Consider the following 20,378-nt stretch of genomic DNA (forward strand, 5'->3'; position numbering starts at 1 on the left):
GGTGTTTGAGGTATCAGAAAAATTCAAGAATGCCGTAAGGCAGAATACAAGAAAATATGAATGGTACGGGACCATCACGACAAAAGCCGGAAAGGAATATCCGTTTACGGCTAAGGATATCGTGAAAGGTTCCGGCTACATAAAGTGGCAGTGCTGCAGTAATACGGAGATAGAACTCGGAACGGTTTATGCTGCTGAAATGGGAATCAGCCTGTTTTCGGAAATCGACCGTTATACCCTTGAGGATGCAGAGGTAAGGCTTTATTACCGCCTGACACTTCTGGATGGGACAAAAGAGACCATACCGATGGGAATTTATGAGATCTCCGAAGCAAACAGGAAGGTACGGACATTGGAACTGAAAGGCTATGATCATATGCTCCGGTTTGAAAAAACGCTGAAGCTGGATTCTTCAAGCGGAACGCCATATCAGTTTCTAAAGGCTGCGTGTGATGCATGTAAGGTTGAATTGGCACAGACGGTTGCGGAGATCAACGCCCTCCCAAATGGAAAAACCACCCTCGGTGTTTATTCTGATAATGACATGGAAACATTCCGTGATCTGATCTTTTATGTGGCACAGGTGGTAGGCTGTTTCTGCCAGATAGACCGGTATGGAAAACTGGTTCTCAAAAGATATGGAAATGAGTCCGTATGGAATGTGGAGCAGAAGGAAAGGTTTGACAGCAGTTATTCGGATTTTGTTACAAGATATACTGCCGTGTCATCCACGAACCAGATCAGCCAGACGGCAGAGTATATTGCAATGGAAAAGGATGATGCCCTTACAATGAACCTCGGTATCAATCCGCTTCTTCAGTTCGGACTGAAATCCGTAAGGGAGAAAATCCTGCGGGAAATCCTGACGGCACTGCAGAAGATAAATTATGTCCCGTTTGACAGTAACACCATAGGAAATCCGGCAATGGAAGTCGGTGATATCCTTAAGTTCTCAGGCGGTCATGCAGACGAAACAAAAATAAGCTGCATTACAAGCATCGAGTGTAAGATCTACGGAAAGATGACACTGAAATGCGTGGGTAAAAATCCGAGACTTGCGTCTGCCAAGAGCAAGAACGATAAGAACATTACGGGTCTTATCAATTCCGTGGAAAGCGGAAGGACCATTATTTATAACTTTGTAAATGTTGCCCCGTTTGAAATAGGACAGCCACTGACGAATGTTATGGATATTGATTTTACTGCAACGGAGGACACAACGGCAGCGTTCCAGTGCGAGATGCTTCTCGAAGTAATAAAGCCGGAGGATGCCACTGCAGATGGAGAAACGGAAGAAGAAAACCCGGAGCCGGAACTTCCGGAGCTTTCCATCATATACAAAATAAATAATGAAACCATTGATACCTTTATGCCGACAAAGACCTGTCTGTATGGAAAGCATATTATGACATTGTTTTTTCCGATATCAAAGGTCATAGAGAACAGTTCAAATACATTTTCCATGTATCTAAAGATATCATCAGGGAGCGCAAAGATCGGTGAGGCACAGATCAGGGCAACCATCAGTGGTCAGGGACTCGCAGCAGGACTGGGAGACTGGAATGGACGCATCAATATCAATGAGAATATTGGAAATATCAGCATTACGGATGTACCGTTTGTGGCTGATGTGTTTAAGGATACGGCATCCGTAACATTCCCGTCCCAAAAGACACAGGGACTGACACAGACAATCGGAAATATTCCGATTGCTGACCAGAACTATGAAGCGGATGCATTTACGGATCGTGCATGGATCACGGAGATCCTCCGAACCTTTGTACTTACAAGCGTGCGGGGAAATCCGAATTATAACGGATATATCACGGTCAATACGGAAGAACGGTTCATGCTGCGGAAACGGTATGTACAGAAGTCAGGACCGGAATCCCTCGATCACGGATATGCAGAAGACCTCGTGATCGATATTTCATACTTCACAAGGGTGGACGGGGTGGAAGTCAATGGTTATACCGCAGCAGTCCGTCCGCAGTTTGTAATCACTACGGCAGAGACTTCCGTTAAATTTCCAGATACCATTACCGTTGAAAACGGGTTCTTTGAACTGAAAGCAGTAACTGAACAGACACAGGAAGCCGTGACGGATGAAGTGGATGAAGGTTTTCTGGAAAGGACAACGGTTGATATATCCGGCTTTGACGGAGTGAAAGGAGTGGAATTTACACTATGAACTATGACAATATAAATGATATTTTTTCGGCCGGTATCACCAACATGACCTGTCTGTTACAGGACAGCAACAACTATGATGGCGGTACGCTTACCGTGAGCGGTGCGGATTTTTTCACGTTCCTCGGAAAAGCCGTGCCGTATATTTATGCACATGGTGATTCTTACTGGGGAATCGGCAGTGATGCCACGCACCTTAAAGTGGATAACCGTGATACCAGAATGAGATCGCTTTACAGGGAAGAAGGGACTTTATACAGTTATTACCGTTTCCTGAAAATACGGTGGGAAGGATGGTCGCATTACAATGCATCCGGGGCGGACTACCAGCTAAAGTATGACCTCCTGTTCTGGGACACGGGGGATATTTCCCTTCATATGATTTCTGTTCCTGTCCAGTGCTATGATGGCGGTTTTGGGTTTAGTGCAGACAAGAACTATACTTTCACAAAGCCCGATGCAGCTTCCCCGGATATTACTTTCCAGTATTATGCGGACAGTAAGACCTTTGAAGTGAAATACACACCGATTGACCTGTTGGTCCCGTTTAAACTCCTCATAAAAGACGGGGACGGAAAACTGTATACGGTGGAGAACCAGATCATAAATGAGGAGCTGTCAGAAACAGCGGATGTGCTTGTCGGACTGGAAGAAACAGAAGTCAATGCACTTTTGTTTAAAAAATATGGATTTGCAAAGATGCCGGAGTGGAATCTGATAAAAGGGCTGATACTTCCTTCCGTATTAAGCTGGAGTGACAGCAGGGCATTTCCTCTGAATGCCGTGATCACGGGAACACCGCCAAAGCAGTATATTGAATGCATGGCGGATCTTTCGGACGGCACGGTTATTGGAATCAAGGCACTGAATGCAGAATATGAGGGAGAAATCACGGTACAGTACAGTTATGACGGGGAGACCTTTACGGATGAAACCCCGATGGCGGATTTTCTCACCATGAATCTGGATGAATTGTATGCCAGACTGCTGGAAGCAAAGACGATAACCTTCCGTTTCTGGCTTGCGGGCGATGCAACGCTTACATCCTTTATCATGAATTATAGAAATGGAGATGATGACGATGCTCAAGGGAACAACAAGAATAGAACTTACTGATGTAAATACGGGTGAGGTGGAGACTTACCAGAACAGCAATATGGTCACCAATGCACTAAGGGACATCCTGAAACCGCTCGGACTTTCCAAAAGACCGAACAGGTTCTTAAATGAGTTTGTGCCGTATTATGAAAAACTGCTCGGAGGAATCCTGTGCTTCGACAGGGAGATACCGGAGAATGCGGATGGATATTATCCCCCGGCAGATGCAAACCTTGTCGGCTGTGCTTCACATGGAATGCAGAACAACACAAAGAATACCTTCCGTGGCGGATTCAACCAGACAGAATCGGAAGTAAATCTGAAAGACAGGTATGTGAAATATGTATATGATTTTGCAACCAGTCAGGCGAACGGCACGATTGCCAGCATCTGTCTTACACACAGAAATGGTGGTCTTACATCATACGGCAGTAAAAATACCAGTCCAATCAGGGACAATTTACTGATGCAGTCCATTGCAGAAGACAATCTTCAGTATGTGTACCCTGACAGAACAGGGGCAAGCACGAGCAGCAGATATTCTGGTATGACGATTGGAAAAACAGAGCTGATATTCCTAATCGACAGGGCAAAGGACTGTGTGTATTATTTCAAGGTGGCAGATAAGAACCATATCCACATCACAAAAAGACGTGCATTTTTAAAGACGGTGTCTATTCTTGATAATATTTATACCACGAAACCGCTTATCGAAGAAATCGAACTGGCGGAGCTATCCTCGGAACTGCAGATAGGCTACTGGTCATATAATTATGATCCGTCAAATGATTGTCTGTATATCTGCACGAGCAGCAACAGCAGGACTGCCCCAGAGGGAAAGTTTCTTATAACGGAAATAAAAGTGGACACTTGGAAAATCAAGCAGTATGAAATAACAAACACTACGGATAAATATCTCAGGACGGAAGGAAACTGGGGAATGTTCGTTACCGAAGGCTATCTTCTGCTGAGGGGATATGATGCCCCGTATGATGTGTATAAAATCCAGATCACGAATCCGGCCAATGTTGTAAAGCTGAAGCGGACCAATGTGACCAACATCAATGGCGTGCCAAAGTTCGTGATCAACGGACGGGTTTATTACGAATACAGTTATGAACAGCTTCTGATTGCGGATCTGGCAACGAATGAGATCATGCCACCGGAGACACAGACATTGTTTAATTCCAGTTATACGATGAGCGTGACTCCTGTAAGAAATGAACCACTCATTTATTTTTGTGATTATGGCACATGGTCAACGTCCGGCTGGTACATGATGTGTAATTATCTGGCAACCATCAATAACCTTGATGCCCCGATTACCAAGACGGCAGATAAGACAATGAAGATAACCTATATCTTACAGGAACAATAAAATAATTTTCGGAAATCGGCAGTTATCCATTACGGGTAGCTGCTTTTTTCATACAAAAAATCAAAGGAGGACAAGACGATGAAGGAATTCTGGAATGCGGTACAGTTTGTATTTACGGCAGTCGGGGGATGGCTCGGCTATTTCCTTGGCGGATGTGACGGCCTGCTTTATGCACTGCTTGCGTTTGTGGTGATTGATTATATCACGGGAGTGATGTGTGCAATCAGTGACCAGAAGCTGTCCAGTGCAGTCGGTTTTAAGGGAATCTGCCGTAAGGTGCTGATTTTCCTTATGGTCGGCATTGCAAACATTATGGATGTACATGTCATCGGCACCGGAAGCGTGCTTCGGACGGCAGCCATTTTCTTCTACATCTCAAATGAAGGGATATCCCTTCTGGAGAATGCATCCCATCTGGGACTGCCTGTTCCGGCAAAGATAAAAGCCGTTCTGGAACAGCTCCATGACAGGGCAGAAGATGACAAAGACAACGGGGAAGGGTAGCACCTTCCCTCTTTTATTACAAAGAATTGGAGGATTATATTATGAGTCAGAAATTTGGAATTGACGTAAGCAGATGGCAAGGCAGTTTTGACTTTGCAAGAGCTAAGAGTAAGGAAGGCGTAGAGTTTGCCATTATCAAAGCCGGAGGTGCGGATTCCGGGCTTTATAAGGACAGCCAGTTTGAGGCAAACTATAAGAAATGCGTGGAATGCGGACTTCCGAAAGGGGCATATTTTTATGGAAATGCCAGAAGTACTGCAGAAGCAAAGAAAGAGGCTGGATATTTCTATTCACTCCTTAAGGGAAAGAAATTCGAGTACCCGGTCTTTTATGATGTGGAGGGCAGTATGATCACAAAGAACGACAGGAACACACTGACACAGATCATCAAGGCATTCTGTTCAGAGATGGAAGCAGCCGGATACTGGGTTGGCATTTATTCATCCGAGTCATTTTTTAACAGCGAGATGAACGATGGGGAGCTTACCCACTACACCCACTGGGTTGCCAGATGGGGAAAGAGCAAGCCAGCCCCGGCAAGCGGTGCGGAAACACAGATCTGGCAGTTTGGCGGTGAGACGAACCTTATCCGCAGCAATAAGATCAACGGACAGACCTGTGATCAGGATTACTGCTATGTGGATTTCCCGGCAAAGATCAAGGCAGCAGGACTGAATGGTTATGCCAAGGGAAACAGCAGTGCTCCGGCTCCGGCAAAGAAATCAAACGAGGAGATCGCAGCAGAGGTCATTGCCGGAAAGTGGGGTAATGGCACGGAAAGACAGAACCGTCTGTCTCAGGCGGGATATGATTATTCTGCCATCCAGAGCATCGTGAATAAAAAGCTCTCTCCATCCAAGAAATCCGTGGATGAGATCGCAAGGGAAGTCATTCATGGTGACTGGGGAAACGGAACGGAGCGTAAGAACCGGATCAGTGCTGCCGGATACGATTATTCTGCAGTGCAGAAAAGGGTAAATGAACTCCTAAAATAAGGATATGGCTGATGGTCAGGAATGGCTGTCAGCCGTATTTTTTTCCTTTTATGCCAAGGAAAGAAAGGTGAAAGGTATCGCAGATTGTACTTGCTATTATTGGCTTTCAGAGTGATATATAGACTACCCAAAGAGAAAGGAGTGGCAGAACTTGGAGATTCAGATAAGGGAAGGAAACAGGGAACAGAAGAGAAAATTAAGAGTCTGTGCTTACTGCCGTGTATCAACGGATGCGGATGAACAGGAAAATTCACTGGAAAACCAGATAAGGCATTATGAAACAGTCATAAAAGCGACCCCGTCTTATGAATATGCCGGAGTTTATAGTGATTTTGCCATATCAGGGTTCAAGGAAAAAAGACCCGGTCTGCAGAAGATGCTTGCTGATGCACAAAAAGGGAAGATAGACCTTATATTAACAAAATCGGTATCACGTTTTGCAAGAAACACCTCAATCGTTCTGGAAGCTACACGAAAGCTGAAAGAACTGAATGTAGGTGTTTTTTTTGAACTTCAGAATATCAATACGCTGTCAGGGGAAGGTGAGCTGATGCTTACGATACTGGCGGCATTTGCACAGGCAGAAAGCGAAAGCGGAAGTGCCGGGGCAAAGATGGTGTACCAGAGAAAATATGAAGCTGGTATTCCGGTACAGTACCTTGAGCGTTCTTTCGGATATACGAAAGACGAAAGGGGAGTCTATATCGCAGATGAATCCGAAGCGGTGTGGGTCAGAAAAATATATGAAATGGCAGCAGACGGTTATACCCCGGCAGCCATTAAAAGATATCTGAATGAAAACGGGGTAAAGACCGTGGGCGGTACAAAGTGGAGCGACAGCACAGTGTTCCGCTTGATTGAAAATGAAATCTATAAAGGTGATTACATCATGCATAAGCATTTTGTGAATGAAGAAAGAAAACTGGTGAGAAACAGGGGAGAAGTAGATGCATGGTATATCGAGGATGACCATGAAGCAATTGTTTCCCCCGAACTCTGGCAGAAAGCACAGGATGCCATTGAAGCAAAGCGGGATTATCTTGCCGAAGGATCTGTTATTGAAGATTTTACGGAAGAGAACTACCCATACATGAACAGGATATTCTGTGCAAAATGCGGACATCCGCTTTATAGACGCATCTATAGTAACGGCAACAGACTGAACTGGGGGTGCAGCGGTACGAAGCGGCATGGGAAATCATTCTGCGAAGGGATAAACATTCCGGACGGGGTGCTTCGGAAAGCATGGCATTTTGACGGAAATATGTATATTGATGAGAAACCTTCTGTAAAGGGTACAAAGGAATTCACCTATCTGAAGGAGAGTTCATGGAAAAGAAGGCATAAGAAGAAAGTGCCGGAAGCAATACCGGAAAATACGGAAGAAGCATATCCGTACAGAAAGAAGATATTCTGCGGACTCTGCGGAAGCAGACTGGTTCGCCATGTAAATCCGAAAAGCCATAAGGTCATATGGATATGCAACGGGGCAAAACGAAAAGGAGTGGCATTCTGCAGGGGGACAAGGATACCTGACTCCGTTATCAGGGGATGGGGAGAAATCAAAAAAGATATTTATATTCAGAGAAAGGACGATAAGAATGGCAAGAAGCGTTACAGTTATACCAGCAAGAAACCGACAGCGTGAAACAGGACGCAGGGCGGTACAGGAAAAGAAAATAAGGGTGGCAGCCTACTGCCGTGTTTCCACGGATCAGGAAGACCAGCTCCACAGCTTTGAAGCACAGGTCGATTATTACACCAAATATATCAATGACCATGAAAATTATGAAATGGCGGGCATCTATGCGGATGAGGGTATTTCAGGAACCAACACAAAGAAAAGGGAACAGTTCAAAAGGATGATCGCAGACTGCGAAAGCAGTAAGATAGACCTTGTCATTACAAAGTCCATCAGCCGTTTTGCCAGAAACACGCAGGACTGTCTGGCATATTCCAGAAAATTAAAGAACCTTGGAATCGGCATCATATTCGAGAAGGAAAACATCAACACCCTTGATTCCACGGGCGAGCTTCTGTTCACAATATTAAGCTCGCTTGCCCAGGATGAGTCAAGAAATATTTCGGAGAACTGCAAATGGGGCATCCGCACCAAATTCAAGAATGGTGAGATGCATCTGAATACGTTCAAATTCTTAGGATATGATAAAGATGAGAATGGTAAGCTGGTCATCAATAAGGAACAGGCAAAAACGGTAAGACGCATCTACAGGGATTTCCTTATCGGCATCAATCCGGCACAGATCGCAAAGGAACTGACGGAAGAGAAGGTTTCGGGATGCAACGGACAGACGAAATGGTATCCAAGCACAATCGTGGGTATCCTGAAACAGGAAAAGCATATGGGCGATGCGCTTCTGCAGAAGACCTATACGGCAGATTTCCTTACCAAGAGACAGGTTAAAAACAACGGTGAGATAGCGCAGGTCTATGTAAAGGACAGCCATAAGGGGATCATAGATAAGCAGACATGGAATGCGGTGCAGGAAGAATTTGAACGCAGGGAACGGTTCATGGAAGCGCACGGCACGGACAGGTACAGTTACGGCGCGGACTGCATGCCGTTCTGTGAGAAGGTGTTCTGCGGGGAATGCGGAAGCCTGTTCACGAGACATTCATGGAGATCAAGGGGAATCGTACAGTGGCAGTGCAAGAACCACAGGAAAGATGGAAAAGTGGCATGCACGAATGCCTACGTTGATAATGCAGACCTTGAAAAGGGATTTGTAAAAGCATTCAACAGACTGGTGGCAGACAGGGATAAGCATATGGAAAGATGGCAGCAGATGAAGTCGGACGGGACACCGCTTGAAAAGATCAGGGCGGGGCAGATGATGGAAGCCGTGGGAAATGAACCTCTTACCAGATTCGTCCCGGAGATCGCACAGCTTGTCCTTGCGGAAGTGACGGTGCTTGGTGCAAAGAAATATGAGTTCTTCTTTCAGGAAGGCAGCAAGGTAAAGGTTTCCGTGTAGATCACCCGGAAACCCCGCTGTCATGAAGTCCAAACAGCTCCATCTGGCTGCTTTCACCGTCCGCATCCCCGGGTTCAGGAATGTCGGATGGTTCTTCTTCCATGTCCTTTTTATGCGGAAGTTTATGGGTATAAAGTTTATCCCAGGTAAGCGGATTCCGGCTTTTTTTGTTGTAGTATATCAGTATGGCTTCCGCAAATCCGAGTGAGCCGGAACGCCTGTCTTTTGCAGTGCGGGCGAGTTCCTTAATGGATATCCTACCGAGCTTTTCCTTAAATACATCATCTTTTATGGCATCACCGTAAGCATTCAGGAAACGTGCCAGTCCGTTCATCATGTTTGCACTGAAGGACTGGGATGCCCCTTCCCATGTGGCCGCAATGAGACGGATGACATGGTCGAGCATATGGTAGCCGTATTTGTCGTGGATGTTTTCCAGGGTTGCGACAGCACAGATACCGCCCGCGGTCGTGGTGGATGCGATGGTAAGGTCATAGGATTCCACCAGGTCACGGATGATGAGTTGTTTGTCATTGCCGGCCTCTATGTTTGCCATGAATATCTCATAAGGCAGCAGGGGCTTTACATATTTCATCTGGTTTGCAAAGATATCCGCTTCATGTTCATATCCGAGGTCATCGTATACCATGCACCACACGGGTGTCTCCCTGGATCCTGAAACGAGGGCAACAATCTCAATGGTGTGCTGTCCGTTGAATACATAGTTGATGCCGTTCCTCCGGCTGACCTTTACGGGATTTATCTGGTACAGGTCAAAGTTGGCGGCAGCACGCTGGACATGGTGCTGTGAGAGGTTGCGCTGGTATTCTTGGTTGGATACGAGATTCCTGATAGGGATCTGTTCAAAGTGTACTTTTGGGACGAACTGCATCAGGTCAATGGCCTGTGGCGTTTGTCCGGCTGTCTGTTCTTCTGTCATCTGGATCATCCTCCTCAAGCTGCGAAAGCAGTCTGGTTATTTTTCGTGTTAGGTTTAACAGTTGCATCTTCACTTCACGCCTTGCATTAACTGAGGTGGAAGGAAAATCTGTAAGCTCCATGGTCCTTGATATGGTCTTTGACCATGAAGGTATCGTAAATTTAAGGCTCTCGAGTTCCGCATCCGGGTCAGTGGCGGGCATCTGCTTTATTCCGGCTTCGGCACTTTCCTTTTCCCGTTTTATCCTTCTTGAGTCCGGTTTTCCGGTGGGAAGCCTCTGCCACCGGAGTTCGTGCCGGATCTGGGAGTATCCGATGCGGTCTATAGATCCGCTGTCCAAGAGCCTTTTCAGTCCGTTGATATCCTCAATGGGGAGACGGGAGAGTTCTATGATATTTTCATGGGATACACGGAGTTTTCCGTTTAATATCTTTTCTGCAATCTCCGGGCTTTTCCGTTTCAGGTCATCGACCGCACGGGCATAAATATCATATTTTGTCACGGTGGAAAAACCAAAATTAAATTCATTGCCTATGATGGTGGCAATATCCGTCTTACGGACATATTTCTGTGACACCTGTCCGTCTGCATTCAGTTCCGTGTCAGGATGTTTTTTCATGAATTCATCACTGGCGGTATTCATGTCCGCACGGAACAGTCTGCCTATCAGGTATTTTTTGTATTCCCCGGTAAGGTCTGTACGTTTGAGCTGTTCATGGCAGATAAAAGAGATTGCCATATCACGGCTTTCAAACATCATGCGCCGGATGTTGAAATGGATATCCCATTTTGTACAGATTTTATACCGCAGACGGCCGTCAAGTATGATACCGTTCCATACGCATACAGGCTCCTGGCATCCGTGGTCAAAAATGTTTTCTTCGAGTTCTTCCAGGTACTTTTCTTCCCTTGGCTGTATCAGCTCATCAAATTCCGGATTCATCTGAAGTTCCGGGACTGGTCTGTTGTTCATACTGATTCCTCCGTTCGGGTTATATCATCTACAAGCACGCATTCATTCATGGAAAAGCTGGCAAGACATTCTTTTGGATTCAGTGCACCGTAGATACGGTAGCTGCGGTTGTCCTCCAGATATATGCCCGTATGCCGTAATGCCTGTAAAAGTTCCGTACTGTATAATTCGTAACAGTAACGGCTGTCGGCTTTACTGTAGCGTACACGGTGGGCAAGGTAATCCTTATGCACACTTTTCCTTATGGCAATCATGCTGTCCTGTGGGTTTACAAGCAGCTGGATATACTCCGGGTCACCGAGCATATGGAGCGTGAGCTTGTGTATGCGTATCCTGTTTTTCTTTAAGTCAATGCATAGGACCGGCTTCAAAGAGGTTTCTCTGTTCATAATGCTGTTCCTCCTTTTCTGGATGTTCTGTTGTTTCTTCTTCCGGCTCAGCGGTGTTGTTTTCGGAGATGCCGAACACCGCATAACCGTCAAACATGTTGACCTGTAAACTGCTCTGGTGTTCCTCGACAGGCACACCGAACTGGTTCTGCCATTCTTCCGGATAGCTTGGCGTGCGGGACGCTTTTATCTTTCCGTCTTCCTTCTCCTCACGCACGAAGATCTCAGGCGTGGTGAGGTCAAAGACAAAGAGCAGTTCATTGTCTGACCGTATCAGCTTCCCAAGCAGTTTATAGCGGTAGGATGAATTCCATCCCATAAGCGACACGACCTTGGCAAAAAAGATACGGCAGGTGATCTGTCTGGGAGAGCGTTTTGCCGTTGCGGAACACCACCGGAAGGAATCCTTCTCATCCTCCTGGCATGGACGCACCGCCAGTTTCTTTTCATCCGGGTTTACGAGTATCTGCACGAAATCCGTATCCGGGAGCTTTTTTATGCAGGCGGTGTTTACGGATACCTTGCTGGAATTAAAAGTAAAGGACGGTTCATAGGTATGGGCAAAGAACTCGCCTCGGACGACCTGATACCCGTCATAGCTGAAAGCATCATCCTCGGTCACGGGAATGGTATTCTTTTCATCGTTTGTCTGTATGTTCATCTGTGTTCTCCTTCATATCTGACATGATCTGTTTAATATTCTTTTCGATGTCATTTTTACTGGTGACCTGTATATCAGTGTCGTTGTATGTTACTGGGGCATGGGAGGTATCCGGGTCTTTACGTCCGGTGAATCCGGCAAGTTCCTCTGCCTGTGCGTGGCTGTAATAATTGCTCCCAAATGTGTCTGCCCAGTCAGGCGGATAGGCTCGGACATTTCTCTGCTGGTTGTCCGTAAAGGGTTTTACGGCCGGATCCGCATCCGGTGCACCGACCATGTCATTGGGGATGAATATCTCCGGTTCGGAAAGGTTGAAGAGCAGTACGGCATCATTCCCGCTGCCACGTTTTACCCCCGTGATGCGGTAACGGCAGTCATCGTTCCAGCCGAGGAGGGAATAGAGCGTGGGAAGAAATGCAGTCCCGCTGATCTCACGTGGAGAGTTTTTGCCGTCTTTCTTTTTAGACCACTGCATGGCATTCCGGCAGTCTTTCCCCGCATTCCTTACGGCAAAGACCAGTTTCTTTGGATGTATGAGCAGTTCCACAAGCGTGCTGTCAAGTTTGCGGACGGCAGGAGCGGAAAAGCGGATATCTCCTTGGCTGAAGGTAACGGTTATACGGTCCGTGCTGTCAAAAAACTGTGAGCGTGCGATCTCATATCCACGCAGGTCAAATTCACCGGATTTTACTTCCACATGACTGGGAGACGGGCCGGACTGTTCCGTGCCGTCATAAACACTGGAAGATGCATTCATGTAATCCGTTTCCTTAAATCCCGCCCATCTGGGGTTGATGGATACAAAACCTTTCAGGACACCTCCCGGAATGACCTTCAGCTGCGGAAGAATCCCTTTGTTCCCATACTTGGCATTGCTGATCAGTCTCTGAACCGCAATAAAGTCATCCCTTGATATGATGGCTTCGTGATGGTCGCGCTTCCGGTACTGGGGACGGTTCTGCATATTCTTCTTTGATTTGTGATTGAGGTAATTCGGAGTGTAGGTCTTGTGTGCAAGGACATCACCGCAGTGCCTTTCGTTCTGCAGTATCTGAAGGATGGAACCGGGAGACCATACGGTGTTTCCCTTTTTGGTCTCGCAGCCGAGTTCCGTCAGGGTATCGGCAATCTCCTGACAGGTGCATCCGTTTAAGTACATCATAAATATGAGCTTTACGATCTTTGCTTCCCCTTCATTAATGATGAGGTTTCCGTCTTCATCATGGTCATATCCGAGGAGTATCGGTGTAAGGAAGATTCCCCTGCGGAAACGCATCTCAATGGATGCATTCATGATCTCACTTTTGGTATGGCTTTCTTCCTGTGCAAGTGTGGCCATGAAGGAAAGCACCATCTCACTTTTAGGATCAAAGGTGTTGAGCCTTTCCGTTTCAAAGAAAACACCGACAGGATGGGGGAGTGCGAGAAGCTCCCTGACATAACCGATGCAGTCCACCACATTTCTGGCAAAACGTGATACGCTCTTGGTCACGATAAGATCTATCTGACCTTTTTTGCAGTCTTCGATCATTAGCTTGAACTGGTCACGGTGCTGGAGTGAAGTGCCGGAGATGCCTTCATCCGCATAGATCTGCATCAGTTTCCAGTTCGGACTCTTACTGATGACATCATGGTAATGGTTCTTCTGCAGTTCATATGAGGATGTCTGTCTCGGATCATCCGTTGACACCCTTGCATATACGGCAACACGCTGTTCATTTTCCACTGCAAATATATCTTCCTGCGGAAGGGCAGGGATTACGTCAAGTTCATCCGGGTCGATACCTTTATAACGTTCCCTTATCTTACTTTTCTGGTCGGCAACTGAGCCGGCTTTCTGCTCGTTTTCGTTCATGACTTACCACCTTTATTTCTGTGCTGGATTTTATTATAAAATTTTCATGCTGAAATAAAATAGACTATACGGACAGCCATATCCCTATAGTCTATTTCAAAGAAAATTTATTTGTGTGAAAATAGTGTGCCTTTATCTGTGCCTGTCACTGGAAGCAAGTTCCCAGCCGTTTTTGTGCATGGTTTCAAGGCTTGCCTTTATAAGCTCATAGATGAATCTTTTCTCATTTTCCGAGCAGTCCTCCATGAGCATATCGATGTCTGTCTGGTATGCAGCCGGATTGTTCATCTGCACTCCGGCAAGCAGTTCATCCACGGTAATGCCGAGGGCATTCACGATACGGATGACAGATTCCAGGCTTGCTTTCCTTTTTGCATTTTCAATGTGGCTTATGTAGGAGACGGAAAGGTCGGTCATTTCCGCAAGCTGCGCTTGTGAAATATGGTTCTGCTCCCTTACTTCCTTGATACGGTATCCTATCTGCTTGTGGTTGACAGATATCTGCGTCTGATTCATAGATTGTACCTCCTGTTTTCTTTTTCTTACGCAAGGTAAATTATCTATCAATGAGTGCAAAAAGGTTGTGTAATTTAATAAAGCGTAATGGAGTAAAAGGAAAACAGGGGGGATGGGAAAGTGCGAAATATGTCGAACGATTTTTATTGAAGGATACTGATGCAGATGGTATGCTTATAACTGAAACAAGACGATATAAGAATGATGGAAACAAGGAAAATCAAGGTTCTGTCATGATACAAAACTGAACTGCATAAATCTGCCGTTCATATTTTTTTACCCAGATACTCCACTACACTAGAGTAATTTACGAAAGAAATATGGTTCTAATAATTCTTCTGCGTAACGGTTACAATATGTATATCGTACAGATAGAAGAGAGGTGTAATTTACTTGCGTACAGAGGAGTACATACCAAAGAGGGTAAAAGAATTATGCAGCAAGCATAAAGTCTCCAAATACAGACTTGCACAGCTCACGGATATGTCGCAGACAGCGTTGGCAAATATAATGAATAAGAAGAGCATACCTACAGTACCGACCCTGGAAAGGATCTGTGATGCATTCGGAATTTCAATCGCACAGTTCTTTGCCGGAGATGGTATGCGGCCTGACCTGACGGATGAGCAAGGTGAATTATTGGAGATATGGGATGACTTAAATGCGGATGAACGCAGAATACTGATGAACTTCGTAAGGACGCTGAAGAAGTAAGGGGAAGCAGTTTGATTGTATCTGACAAGACTGGCTTCCCTTTTTCTATGCATTCCTGTGACCACGGAAAGTGATGAGGATGTATATGAGAGTACAGGATCAGGAATTCAAAACAATGATCTACGATCTGATGAACGGACATTATGATCTGGATAAATTTGATTGTGAGGAAAGCAGTGTGGTAGAGAATGAATTTGAAGAAGGCAGATACTGTGAAAAACTCTACAGTGAAATGCTTGCAGCCTATGGAAGGATATGCCAGAGACTGCATGAGCAGTCCGGTGAGGACAGGGACGTGGAAATCATAATAAACAATCTGCTGGATATGGGCAGATACCAGAGCATGAAGATGTATAGTTATGGAGCATTCTTTACTGAAAAACAGAATCAGCAGTAAGACGGAACGCAAAAAATAGTGTGGCTACGATTTGACAGCCACGCTATTTTTTGTTACAAATATAGTGGTGTTATACGATACATATAACAGAGAGCCGCAAAAATGGTTTTGCGTGATTATACAAATCTCAAGAATAAGCAAATCTGGGGTGTTCAAAGGGGGTATATCCCCTAGTGGACTATCCCCCTTAGCATTGTATGCTGACTATCCCTTTATAATAAGAAGTTATGCCATCTATAAAAGACAGGGTAAAGCCCCAGACGGGACTACACATCAGCCTGTTGGGGCTGGGGCTTTATAATTTCCTGAAATGGATAGGTCTGGGAATCTGGCCTGCTGGGATGCTGGCGTTGGTGATCATGGTTCAGTATGGAATGATGACAGGAGGCGGAGTTTCCACAATGAGAGCTGTGACCATGTTTTTGCTGTCTGTAGGAGCGAAGATTGTCGGACGGATTTATGATCTGCCCACAGCCATGGCTGTGGCTGCAATCCTGATTCTTGTGGAAAGTCCGGCATATATGCTGGACGGGGGATTTCTGTTGTCTTTTGGTGCTGTGACAGGAGTTGGATGTATATGGCCATTGATATGGGAAGGAATGGAAAGAGCAGAAAAAAGGAAAAGCACAGGCGGAAAGTTCCGGCAAAGCTTTCTGGCATCTGCGGTAGTACAGCTTACCACACTTCCCATTGTGCTCTGGTTTTATGGGGAAGTGTCGGTGATAGGGATATTTCTGAATTTACTGGTACTTCCTACAGTGGGAGTGGTGCTGGGAAGTGGGACTGCAGCAACTTTGATGGGACTTTTCAGCCTGAGGGCATCCTGGCTGGCAGCTATTCCGGGCAGAGTGGTGCTTGGGGCCTATGAATGGATATGTATAGCTGCCGGAAGGCTTCCGTTTTGTACCTGGGTGGGAGGAAAACCGCAGATTTGGCAGATTGCAGGGTATTATTTGCTGATGGGTGGGAGCATATGGATATATAGAGTTTATTGTATGGGGAAAGAGAATTCCACAAGCTGAACGCAGATAAGCATTCCCTCGCTTCAAGTGCGTAGAGCACTAAGCGGTGGGTAAGGGGGGATGCTTATGTCAGTGGGAGTTGAAAGCTCCCACTGACAGGTCGCGAAGCGACTGCGTTCATGAGCAAGTAGCGAAGCGGATTGCGAATGTCCGCTTTACATTTATTATATTTTAGAGAGCGCAGTACTTTAAAATGATGTATGGAAAATGTAGAGATAGAATACAGAGGGTTCGTATACGCAGATGGAAGCTTCCAATGCTGTGTATCGGGATGTTAGGGTTTGGGATGTGGCTGCTGGGGTACAGGGCAAGACCAAATCTGCGAATCGCCTGTCTGGATGTGGGCCAGGGGGATGGCATCGTCCTGGAGATTGAAGGAACCTGGAATTTACTTATTGACGGAGGAAGCAGCAACAAAAGTGCTGTGGGACAGTATCAGATCCTGCCTTATCTGAAAAGCAGGGGCATATCCAGGCTGGATGGGATTTTTATTTCCCATACAGATGGAGACCATATCAGTGGTACAGAGGAAATTCTTGAGTATGTGGGGAAGGGGCTCACTTCCATAAGGGTCGATCATTTGATTTTGCCGGACTGGGAAGAAGAACCGGAAAATTATCTGAAACTGAGAGAGCTTGCGCAGACTGCAGATGTGCAGGTGTTTCAGGTAAAGGCAGGAGACAGGATCTGTTATGGAAATGCGCAGCTGGATATTCTCTGGCCGGAAAAAGGTGCTGTGGGGGAGGATGTGAATGAGGAAGCCATGGTGATGGAACTGGAATATGGGAAATTCAAGGGGCTTTTTACAGGAGACATTGGTATGGAAACAGAGAAAAAACTTCAGAGTGCCCACCGTCTGGAGGATGTGGATTTTCTAAAAGTAGCCCATCATGGTTCGCGGTATTCTACAGGCGAAGAATTTCTGAATGTAGTAAAACCAGAGCTGGCAGTAATTTCCTGTTCTGCCTCTAATACCTATGGGCATCCTTCACCGGAAACACTCCGCCGCCTGGAGAATGCAGGAACTGAAATCTGCAGGACAGACAGAAGCGGAGCAGTGATAGTGGAAGTAGATGAGGAAAAAATGAAAGTACAGAGGTTTGTTATTGACTGATCTTCAGATTTCCGCTAGACTGAAAGAAAATGAACAGAAATGGCTGGTAAAGACTATTGAAAAATATACAGGAAGACATTAAAACAGGGAATTTCAGAAAAGCATATCTTTTATATGGAGAAGAAGCTTATCTGAAGCAGCAGTATAAAACAAATCTGGAAAAAGCCTTGAATCCAGACGGAGATACTATGAACTTTGCGCATTATGAAGGAAAAGGCATTGATATCCGTCAGCTTATTGATCTGTGTGAAACTATGCCCTTTTTTGCAGACAGAAGAGTGATTATTCTGGAGGATACCGGCTTTTTCAAAAATAAATGTGAGGAACTGGCAGAGTACATGAAGGAGCTTCCGGATTATCTCTGTATGGTATTTGTAGAATCAGAGGTAGATAAGCGCAGCCGTATGTATAAAGCGGTGAAGTCCTGTGGGGCTATCGCGGAATTTATCAGACAGGATGAGAAAACATTGATGCGCTGGGCAGCCGGACTTCTGGGAAAAGCCGGAAAAAGAATTACACAGAGGGATATGGAGCTGCTTCTGACAAAAACAGGTACAGACATGGGGAACCTGCGCATGGAGCTTGAAAAGCTGATCTGCTACACAGAAGGACGGGATGTTGTCACTGGGGGAGATATTGAAGAGATTTGTACGACTCAGACCACGAACCGTATTTTCGATATGGTGCGTGCAGTAACGGAGAAAAATCAAAAACGGGCCCTGGAGCTTTATTATGATCTCCTTACTCTGAAGGAGCCTCCTATGCGTATTCTTTTTCTTCTTGCCAGACAATACAGACAGCTTCTTCTGGCCAAACAATTTACAGCTTCCGGTCTTGGGCAAACTGAGATCGCTTCTAAACTTGGAATTCCGGTTTTTGCCCTTCGCAACGTTCTTTCCTGCGCCCGGGCCTATACGGTCTCAGAGCTGGAATGTGCAGTAGAAGATTTTGTGGATGCAGAAGAAGCTGTAAAAACCGGCAGGCTGGAGGATAAGCTCAGTGTAGAATTGCTGATCATCAAATACAGTTCAAAAGCATAAAAAAAGACAGCCACATGACGGTGATGGCTGTCTCTTTTAATCATAAGCTTATAATTAAAATCTAAAATATATTATTATGCAATGCTGTTAACAGCTTTGGATAAACGAGCAACTTTTCTTGCGCAGTTGTTTTTGTGGTAAACACCTTTAGATGTAGCCTTGCTGATTGTAGAAACTGCATCCTTTAATGCTACTTCTGCAGCTGCTTTATCCTTGTTCTCTACAGCAACCTCAACTTTTTTGATAGAAGTCTTAACAGCAGATTTGATAGATTTGTTTCTAGCTGCTTTTGTTCTGTTTACTAAAATTCTTTTCTTAGCAGATTTAATGTTAGCCAATTCGTACACCTCCAATTTTATTCGATTTAAATGTCCTGTCATAGAAACAGACACGGGCGTTCCTATGAACATGCTTATATATATTATTACAGTTTTTTTGACTTGTCAATATATTTTTGGCCTAAAAATAAAGAAAAAATCATATTATTATAGAGAAAAATACAACATATTTGTGACAGTGTATAATTTATCATGAAAACGTGGAAAATGACAATGTAAAAATAAATTTGCACTTCGCAGGGAATCCAGTGTAAATGGCAATAAAGACTTTGAGAGTACATTAGATACACAGGAGGAAAATTATGTTGGGAAGTTACGAAATCCGGACAGACCTGGCACTGGAAGCCAGGGAGCAGTTTACAGAAAAAAATGTGGAAATACGGGGCGTAGAGGTTCTTGAGAATTATGATGAGGAAAAGGATATTCGGACTACAGTGGTAAAAATAACTACAGAAAACGGTGCCAAAGCAATGGGAAGACCCCAGGGAAACTATATTACAATGGAAGCCCCGGGACTATCCATGCCCGATGAGGATTACCACAGAGAAATTTCCCGGGAAATTGCCACACATCTCAGAAATCTGATCTCATTGGAACAGGAAACGTCCATATTGGTAGCAGGGCTGGGAAATTCGGCTATCACAGCAGATTCTCTGGGACCTCATGTGGTGGAAAATCTTCGGATCACAAGACATATGATCAAAGAATACGGATTAAAGAGTCTGGGAAAAGAACGGATGCACCGCATCAGTGGGATTATTCCCGGTGTAATGGCGCAGACAGGAATGGAGACTTCCGAGATCCTTAAAGGAATTGTGGCAGAGACCAAACCGGATGTGGTAATTGCCATAGATGCGCTGGCTGCCAGAAGTACCAGACGATTAAACAGAACCATACAGATCACAGATACAGGAATCCATCCGGGATCCGGCGTTGGAAATCACAGAATTGGTCTGACAGAGAAAAATTTGCAGACAAAAGTGATCGGGCTCGGAGTTCCTACAGTGGTAGATGCAGCAACAATTGTTCATGATTCCATGGCCCATCTGCTGGATGCCCTGGAAGAGGCCGAACGGAAGGAGTTTCTGGAGGAAATGATCTCACCTCATCTTCATACCATGTTTGTGACACCAAAGGATGTGGATGAAACTGTAAAATATTTAAGCTTTACTATTTCAGAGGGGCTGAATCTGGCTTTTTGCTGACAGGTCAGAAGTATATTTAAGGAAAGTTTGTCATAGGATTCTCCTGAGAGGTG

General features: G+C 45.3%; 21 protein-coding genes. 14 read left to right on the forward strand and 7 right to left on the reverse strand.

The features are described from left to right. Position 1: 1 nt before the first annotated feature. From H8Z82_RS02500 to H8Z82_RS02530, 7 genes are all read left to right on the forward strand, one after another. A complete protein-coding gene (locus H8Z82_RS02500) occupies positions 2 to 2,191 on the forward strand; it encodes a hypothetical protein (protein WP_186994124.1) in 2,190 nt (729 codons plus the stop codon). Beyond that, on the forward strand, positions 2,188 to 3,306 hold the full coding sequence (locus tag H8Z82_RS02505) for a hypothetical protein (protein ID WP_118691667.1): 1,119 nt from the start codon (positions 2,188 to 2,190) through the stop codon (positions 3,304 to 3,306). Before H8Z82_RS02500 ends, H8Z82_RS02505 begins: the two co-directional genes overlap by 4 nt. Further along, positions 3,272 to 4,666, forward strand: coding sequence for a hypothetical protein (locus H8Z82_RS02510; RefSeq protein WP_118691666.1), 1,395 nt, complete (start codon positions 3,272 to 3,274; stop codon positions 4,664 to 4,666). The genes H8Z82_RS02505 and H8Z82_RS02510 overlap by 35 nt, the downstream gene beginning before the upstream one ends. 78 nt (positions 4,667 to 4,744) lie before the next feature. Next, positions 4,745 to 5,170, forward strand: a complete 426-nt coding sequence (locus tag H8Z82_RS02515) for a phage holin family protein (RefSeq protein WP_117781223.1) — start codon at positions 4,745 to 4,747, stop codon at positions 5,168 to 5,170. Between the two features lie 41 nt (positions 5,171 to 5,211). Next, on the forward strand, positions 5,212 to 6,165 hold the full coding sequence (locus H8Z82_RS17280) for a GH25 family lysozyme (RefSeq protein ID WP_186994125.1): 954 nt from the start codon (positions 5,212 to 5,214) through the stop codon (positions 6,163 to 6,165). Positions 6,166 to 6,316: 151 nt separating this feature from the next. Continuing rightward, positions 6,317 to 7,813 carry a recombinase family protein gene (locus H8Z82_RS02525; protein ID WP_186994126.1) on the forward strand — a complete coding sequence of 499 codons (1,497 nt, stop codon included), beginning with the start codon at positions 6,317 to 6,319 and terminating at the stop codon, positions 7,811 to 7,813. Further along, positions 7,767 to 9,161 carry a recombinase family protein gene (locus tag H8Z82_RS02530; RefSeq protein ID WP_186994127.1) on the forward strand — a complete coding sequence of 465 codons (1,395 nt, stop codon included), beginning with the start codon at positions 7,767 to 7,769 and terminating at the stop codon, positions 9,159 to 9,161. Before H8Z82_RS02525 ends, H8Z82_RS02530 begins: the two co-directional genes overlap by 47 nt. 1 nt (position 9,162) lies before the next feature. Here the strand turns inward: H8Z82_RS02530 and H8Z82_RS02535 are convergent, their stop codons facing one another. From H8Z82_RS02535 to H8Z82_RS02560, 6 genes are all read right to left on the reverse strand, one after another. After that, on the reverse strand, positions 9,163 to 10,101 hold the full coding sequence (locus H8Z82_RS02535) for a DUF6551 family protein (protein WP_186994128.1): 939 nt from the start codon (positions 10,099 to 10,101) through the stop codon (positions 9,163 to 9,165). After that, the gene (locus H8Z82_RS02540) at positions 10,058 to 11,074 is read right to left on the reverse strand and encodes a ParB N-terminal domain-containing protein (RefSeq protein ID WP_186994129.1); all 1,017 of its coding nucleotides are present in this window, start codon (positions 11,072 to 11,074) and stop codon (positions 10,058 to 10,060) included. Before H8Z82_RS02540 ends, H8Z82_RS02535 begins: the two co-directional genes overlap by 44 nt. Beyond that, positions 11,071 to 11,463: a hypothetical protein gene (locus tag H8Z82_RS02545; protein ID WP_243176376.1), complete on the reverse strand. Its 393-nt coding sequence runs from the start codon at positions 11,461 to 11,463 to the stop codon at positions 11,071 to 11,073. The genes H8Z82_RS02540 and H8Z82_RS02545 overlap by 4 nt, the downstream gene beginning before the upstream one ends. Beyond that, positions 11,423 to 12,124 (reverse strand): integrase, encoded by a 702-nt coding sequence (locus H8Z82_RS02550; RefSeq protein WP_118524422.1) that lies wholly within the window; start codon positions 12,122 to 12,124, stop codon positions 11,423 to 11,425. The genes H8Z82_RS02545 and H8Z82_RS02550 overlap by 41 nt, the downstream gene beginning before the upstream one ends. Then, positions 12,102 to 13,979, reverse strand: coding sequence for a recombinase family protein (locus tag H8Z82_RS02555; RefSeq protein WP_186994130.1), 1,878 nt, complete (start codon positions 13,977 to 13,979; stop codon positions 12,102 to 12,104). Before H8Z82_RS02555 ends, H8Z82_RS02550 begins: the two co-directional genes overlap by 23 nt. A 132-nt stretch (positions 13,980 to 14,111) precedes the next feature. Next, positions 14,112 to 14,495, reverse strand: a complete 384-nt coding sequence (locus tag H8Z82_RS02560; protein ID WP_186994131.1) for a helix-turn-helix domain-containing protein — start codon at positions 14,493 to 14,495, stop codon at positions 14,112 to 14,114. Positions 14,496 to 14,545: 50 nt separating this feature from the next. On the opposite strand from H8Z82_RS02560, the gene H8Z82_RS17065 reads away from it, so the two are divergent. The 6 genes from H8Z82_RS17065 (at position 14,546) to holA (ending at position 18,782) form a co-directional block, all read left to right on the forward strand. Next, positions 14,546 to 14,743 carry a hypothetical protein gene (locus tag H8Z82_RS17065; RefSeq protein ID WP_207724599.1) on the forward strand — a complete coding sequence of 66 codons (198 nt, stop codon included), beginning with the start codon at positions 14,546 to 14,548 and terminating at the stop codon, positions 14,741 to 14,743. 145 nt (positions 14,744 to 14,888) lie between these two features. After that, positions 14,889 to 15,209: a helix-turn-helix domain-containing protein gene (locus H8Z82_RS02565; protein ID WP_008117812.1), complete on the forward strand. Its 321-nt coding sequence runs from the start codon at positions 14,889 to 14,891 to the stop codon at positions 15,207 to 15,209. An 85-nt stretch (positions 15,210 to 15,294) separates the two neighbouring features. After that, a complete protein-coding gene (locus H8Z82_RS02570) occupies positions 15,295 to 15,606 on the forward strand; it encodes a hypothetical protein (RefSeq protein ID WP_243176377.1) in 312 nt (103 codons plus the stop codon). A gap of 227 nt (positions 15,607 to 15,833) precedes the next feature. Beyond that, positions 15,834 to 16,628, forward strand: a complete 795-nt coding sequence (locus H8Z82_RS02575; RefSeq protein ID WP_186994133.1) for a ComEC/Rec2 family competence protein — start codon at positions 15,834 to 15,836, stop codon at positions 16,626 to 16,628. Positions 16,629 to 16,899: 271 nt separating this feature from the next. After that, positions 16,900 to 17,742 carry a ComEC/Rec2 family competence protein gene (locus H8Z82_RS02580; protein WP_207724600.1) on the forward strand — a complete coding sequence of 281 codons (843 nt, stop codon included), beginning with the start codon at positions 16,900 to 16,902 and terminating at the stop codon, positions 17,740 to 17,742. Between the two features lie 56 nt (positions 17,743 to 17,798). After that, complete coding sequence (gene holA, locus H8Z82_RS02585) at positions 17,799 to 18,782, forward strand: DNA polymerase III subunit delta (RefSeq protein ID WP_019160714.1); 984 nt, start codon at positions 17,799 to 17,801, stop codon at positions 18,780 to 18,782. 74 nt (positions 18,783 to 18,856) lie between these two features. On the opposite strand, the gene rpsT is transcribed toward holA, so the two are convergent. Then, positions 18,857 to 19,120 carry a 30S ribosomal protein S20 gene (rpsT, locus tag H8Z82_RS02590; RefSeq protein ID WP_019160715.1) on the reverse strand — a complete coding sequence of 88 codons (264 nt, stop codon included), beginning with the start codon at positions 19,118 to 19,120 and terminating at the stop codon, positions 18,857 to 18,859. Positions 19,121 to 19,422: 302 nt separating this feature from the next. On the opposite strand from rpsT, the gene gpr reads away from it, so the two are divergent. Further along, complete coding sequence (gene gpr / locus H8Z82_RS02595; RefSeq protein ID WP_186994135.1) at positions 19,423 to 20,325, forward strand: GPR endopeptidase; 903 nt, start codon at positions 19,423 to 19,425, stop codon at positions 20,323 to 20,325. Positions 20,326 to 20,378: the final 53 nt, after the last annotated feature.

Origin of the sequence: Blautia difficilis, from assembly GCF_014297245.1 — a bacterium.
GTDB lineage: Bacteria > Bacillota > Clostridia > Lachnospirales > Lachnospiraceae > Blautia_A > Blautia_A difficilis.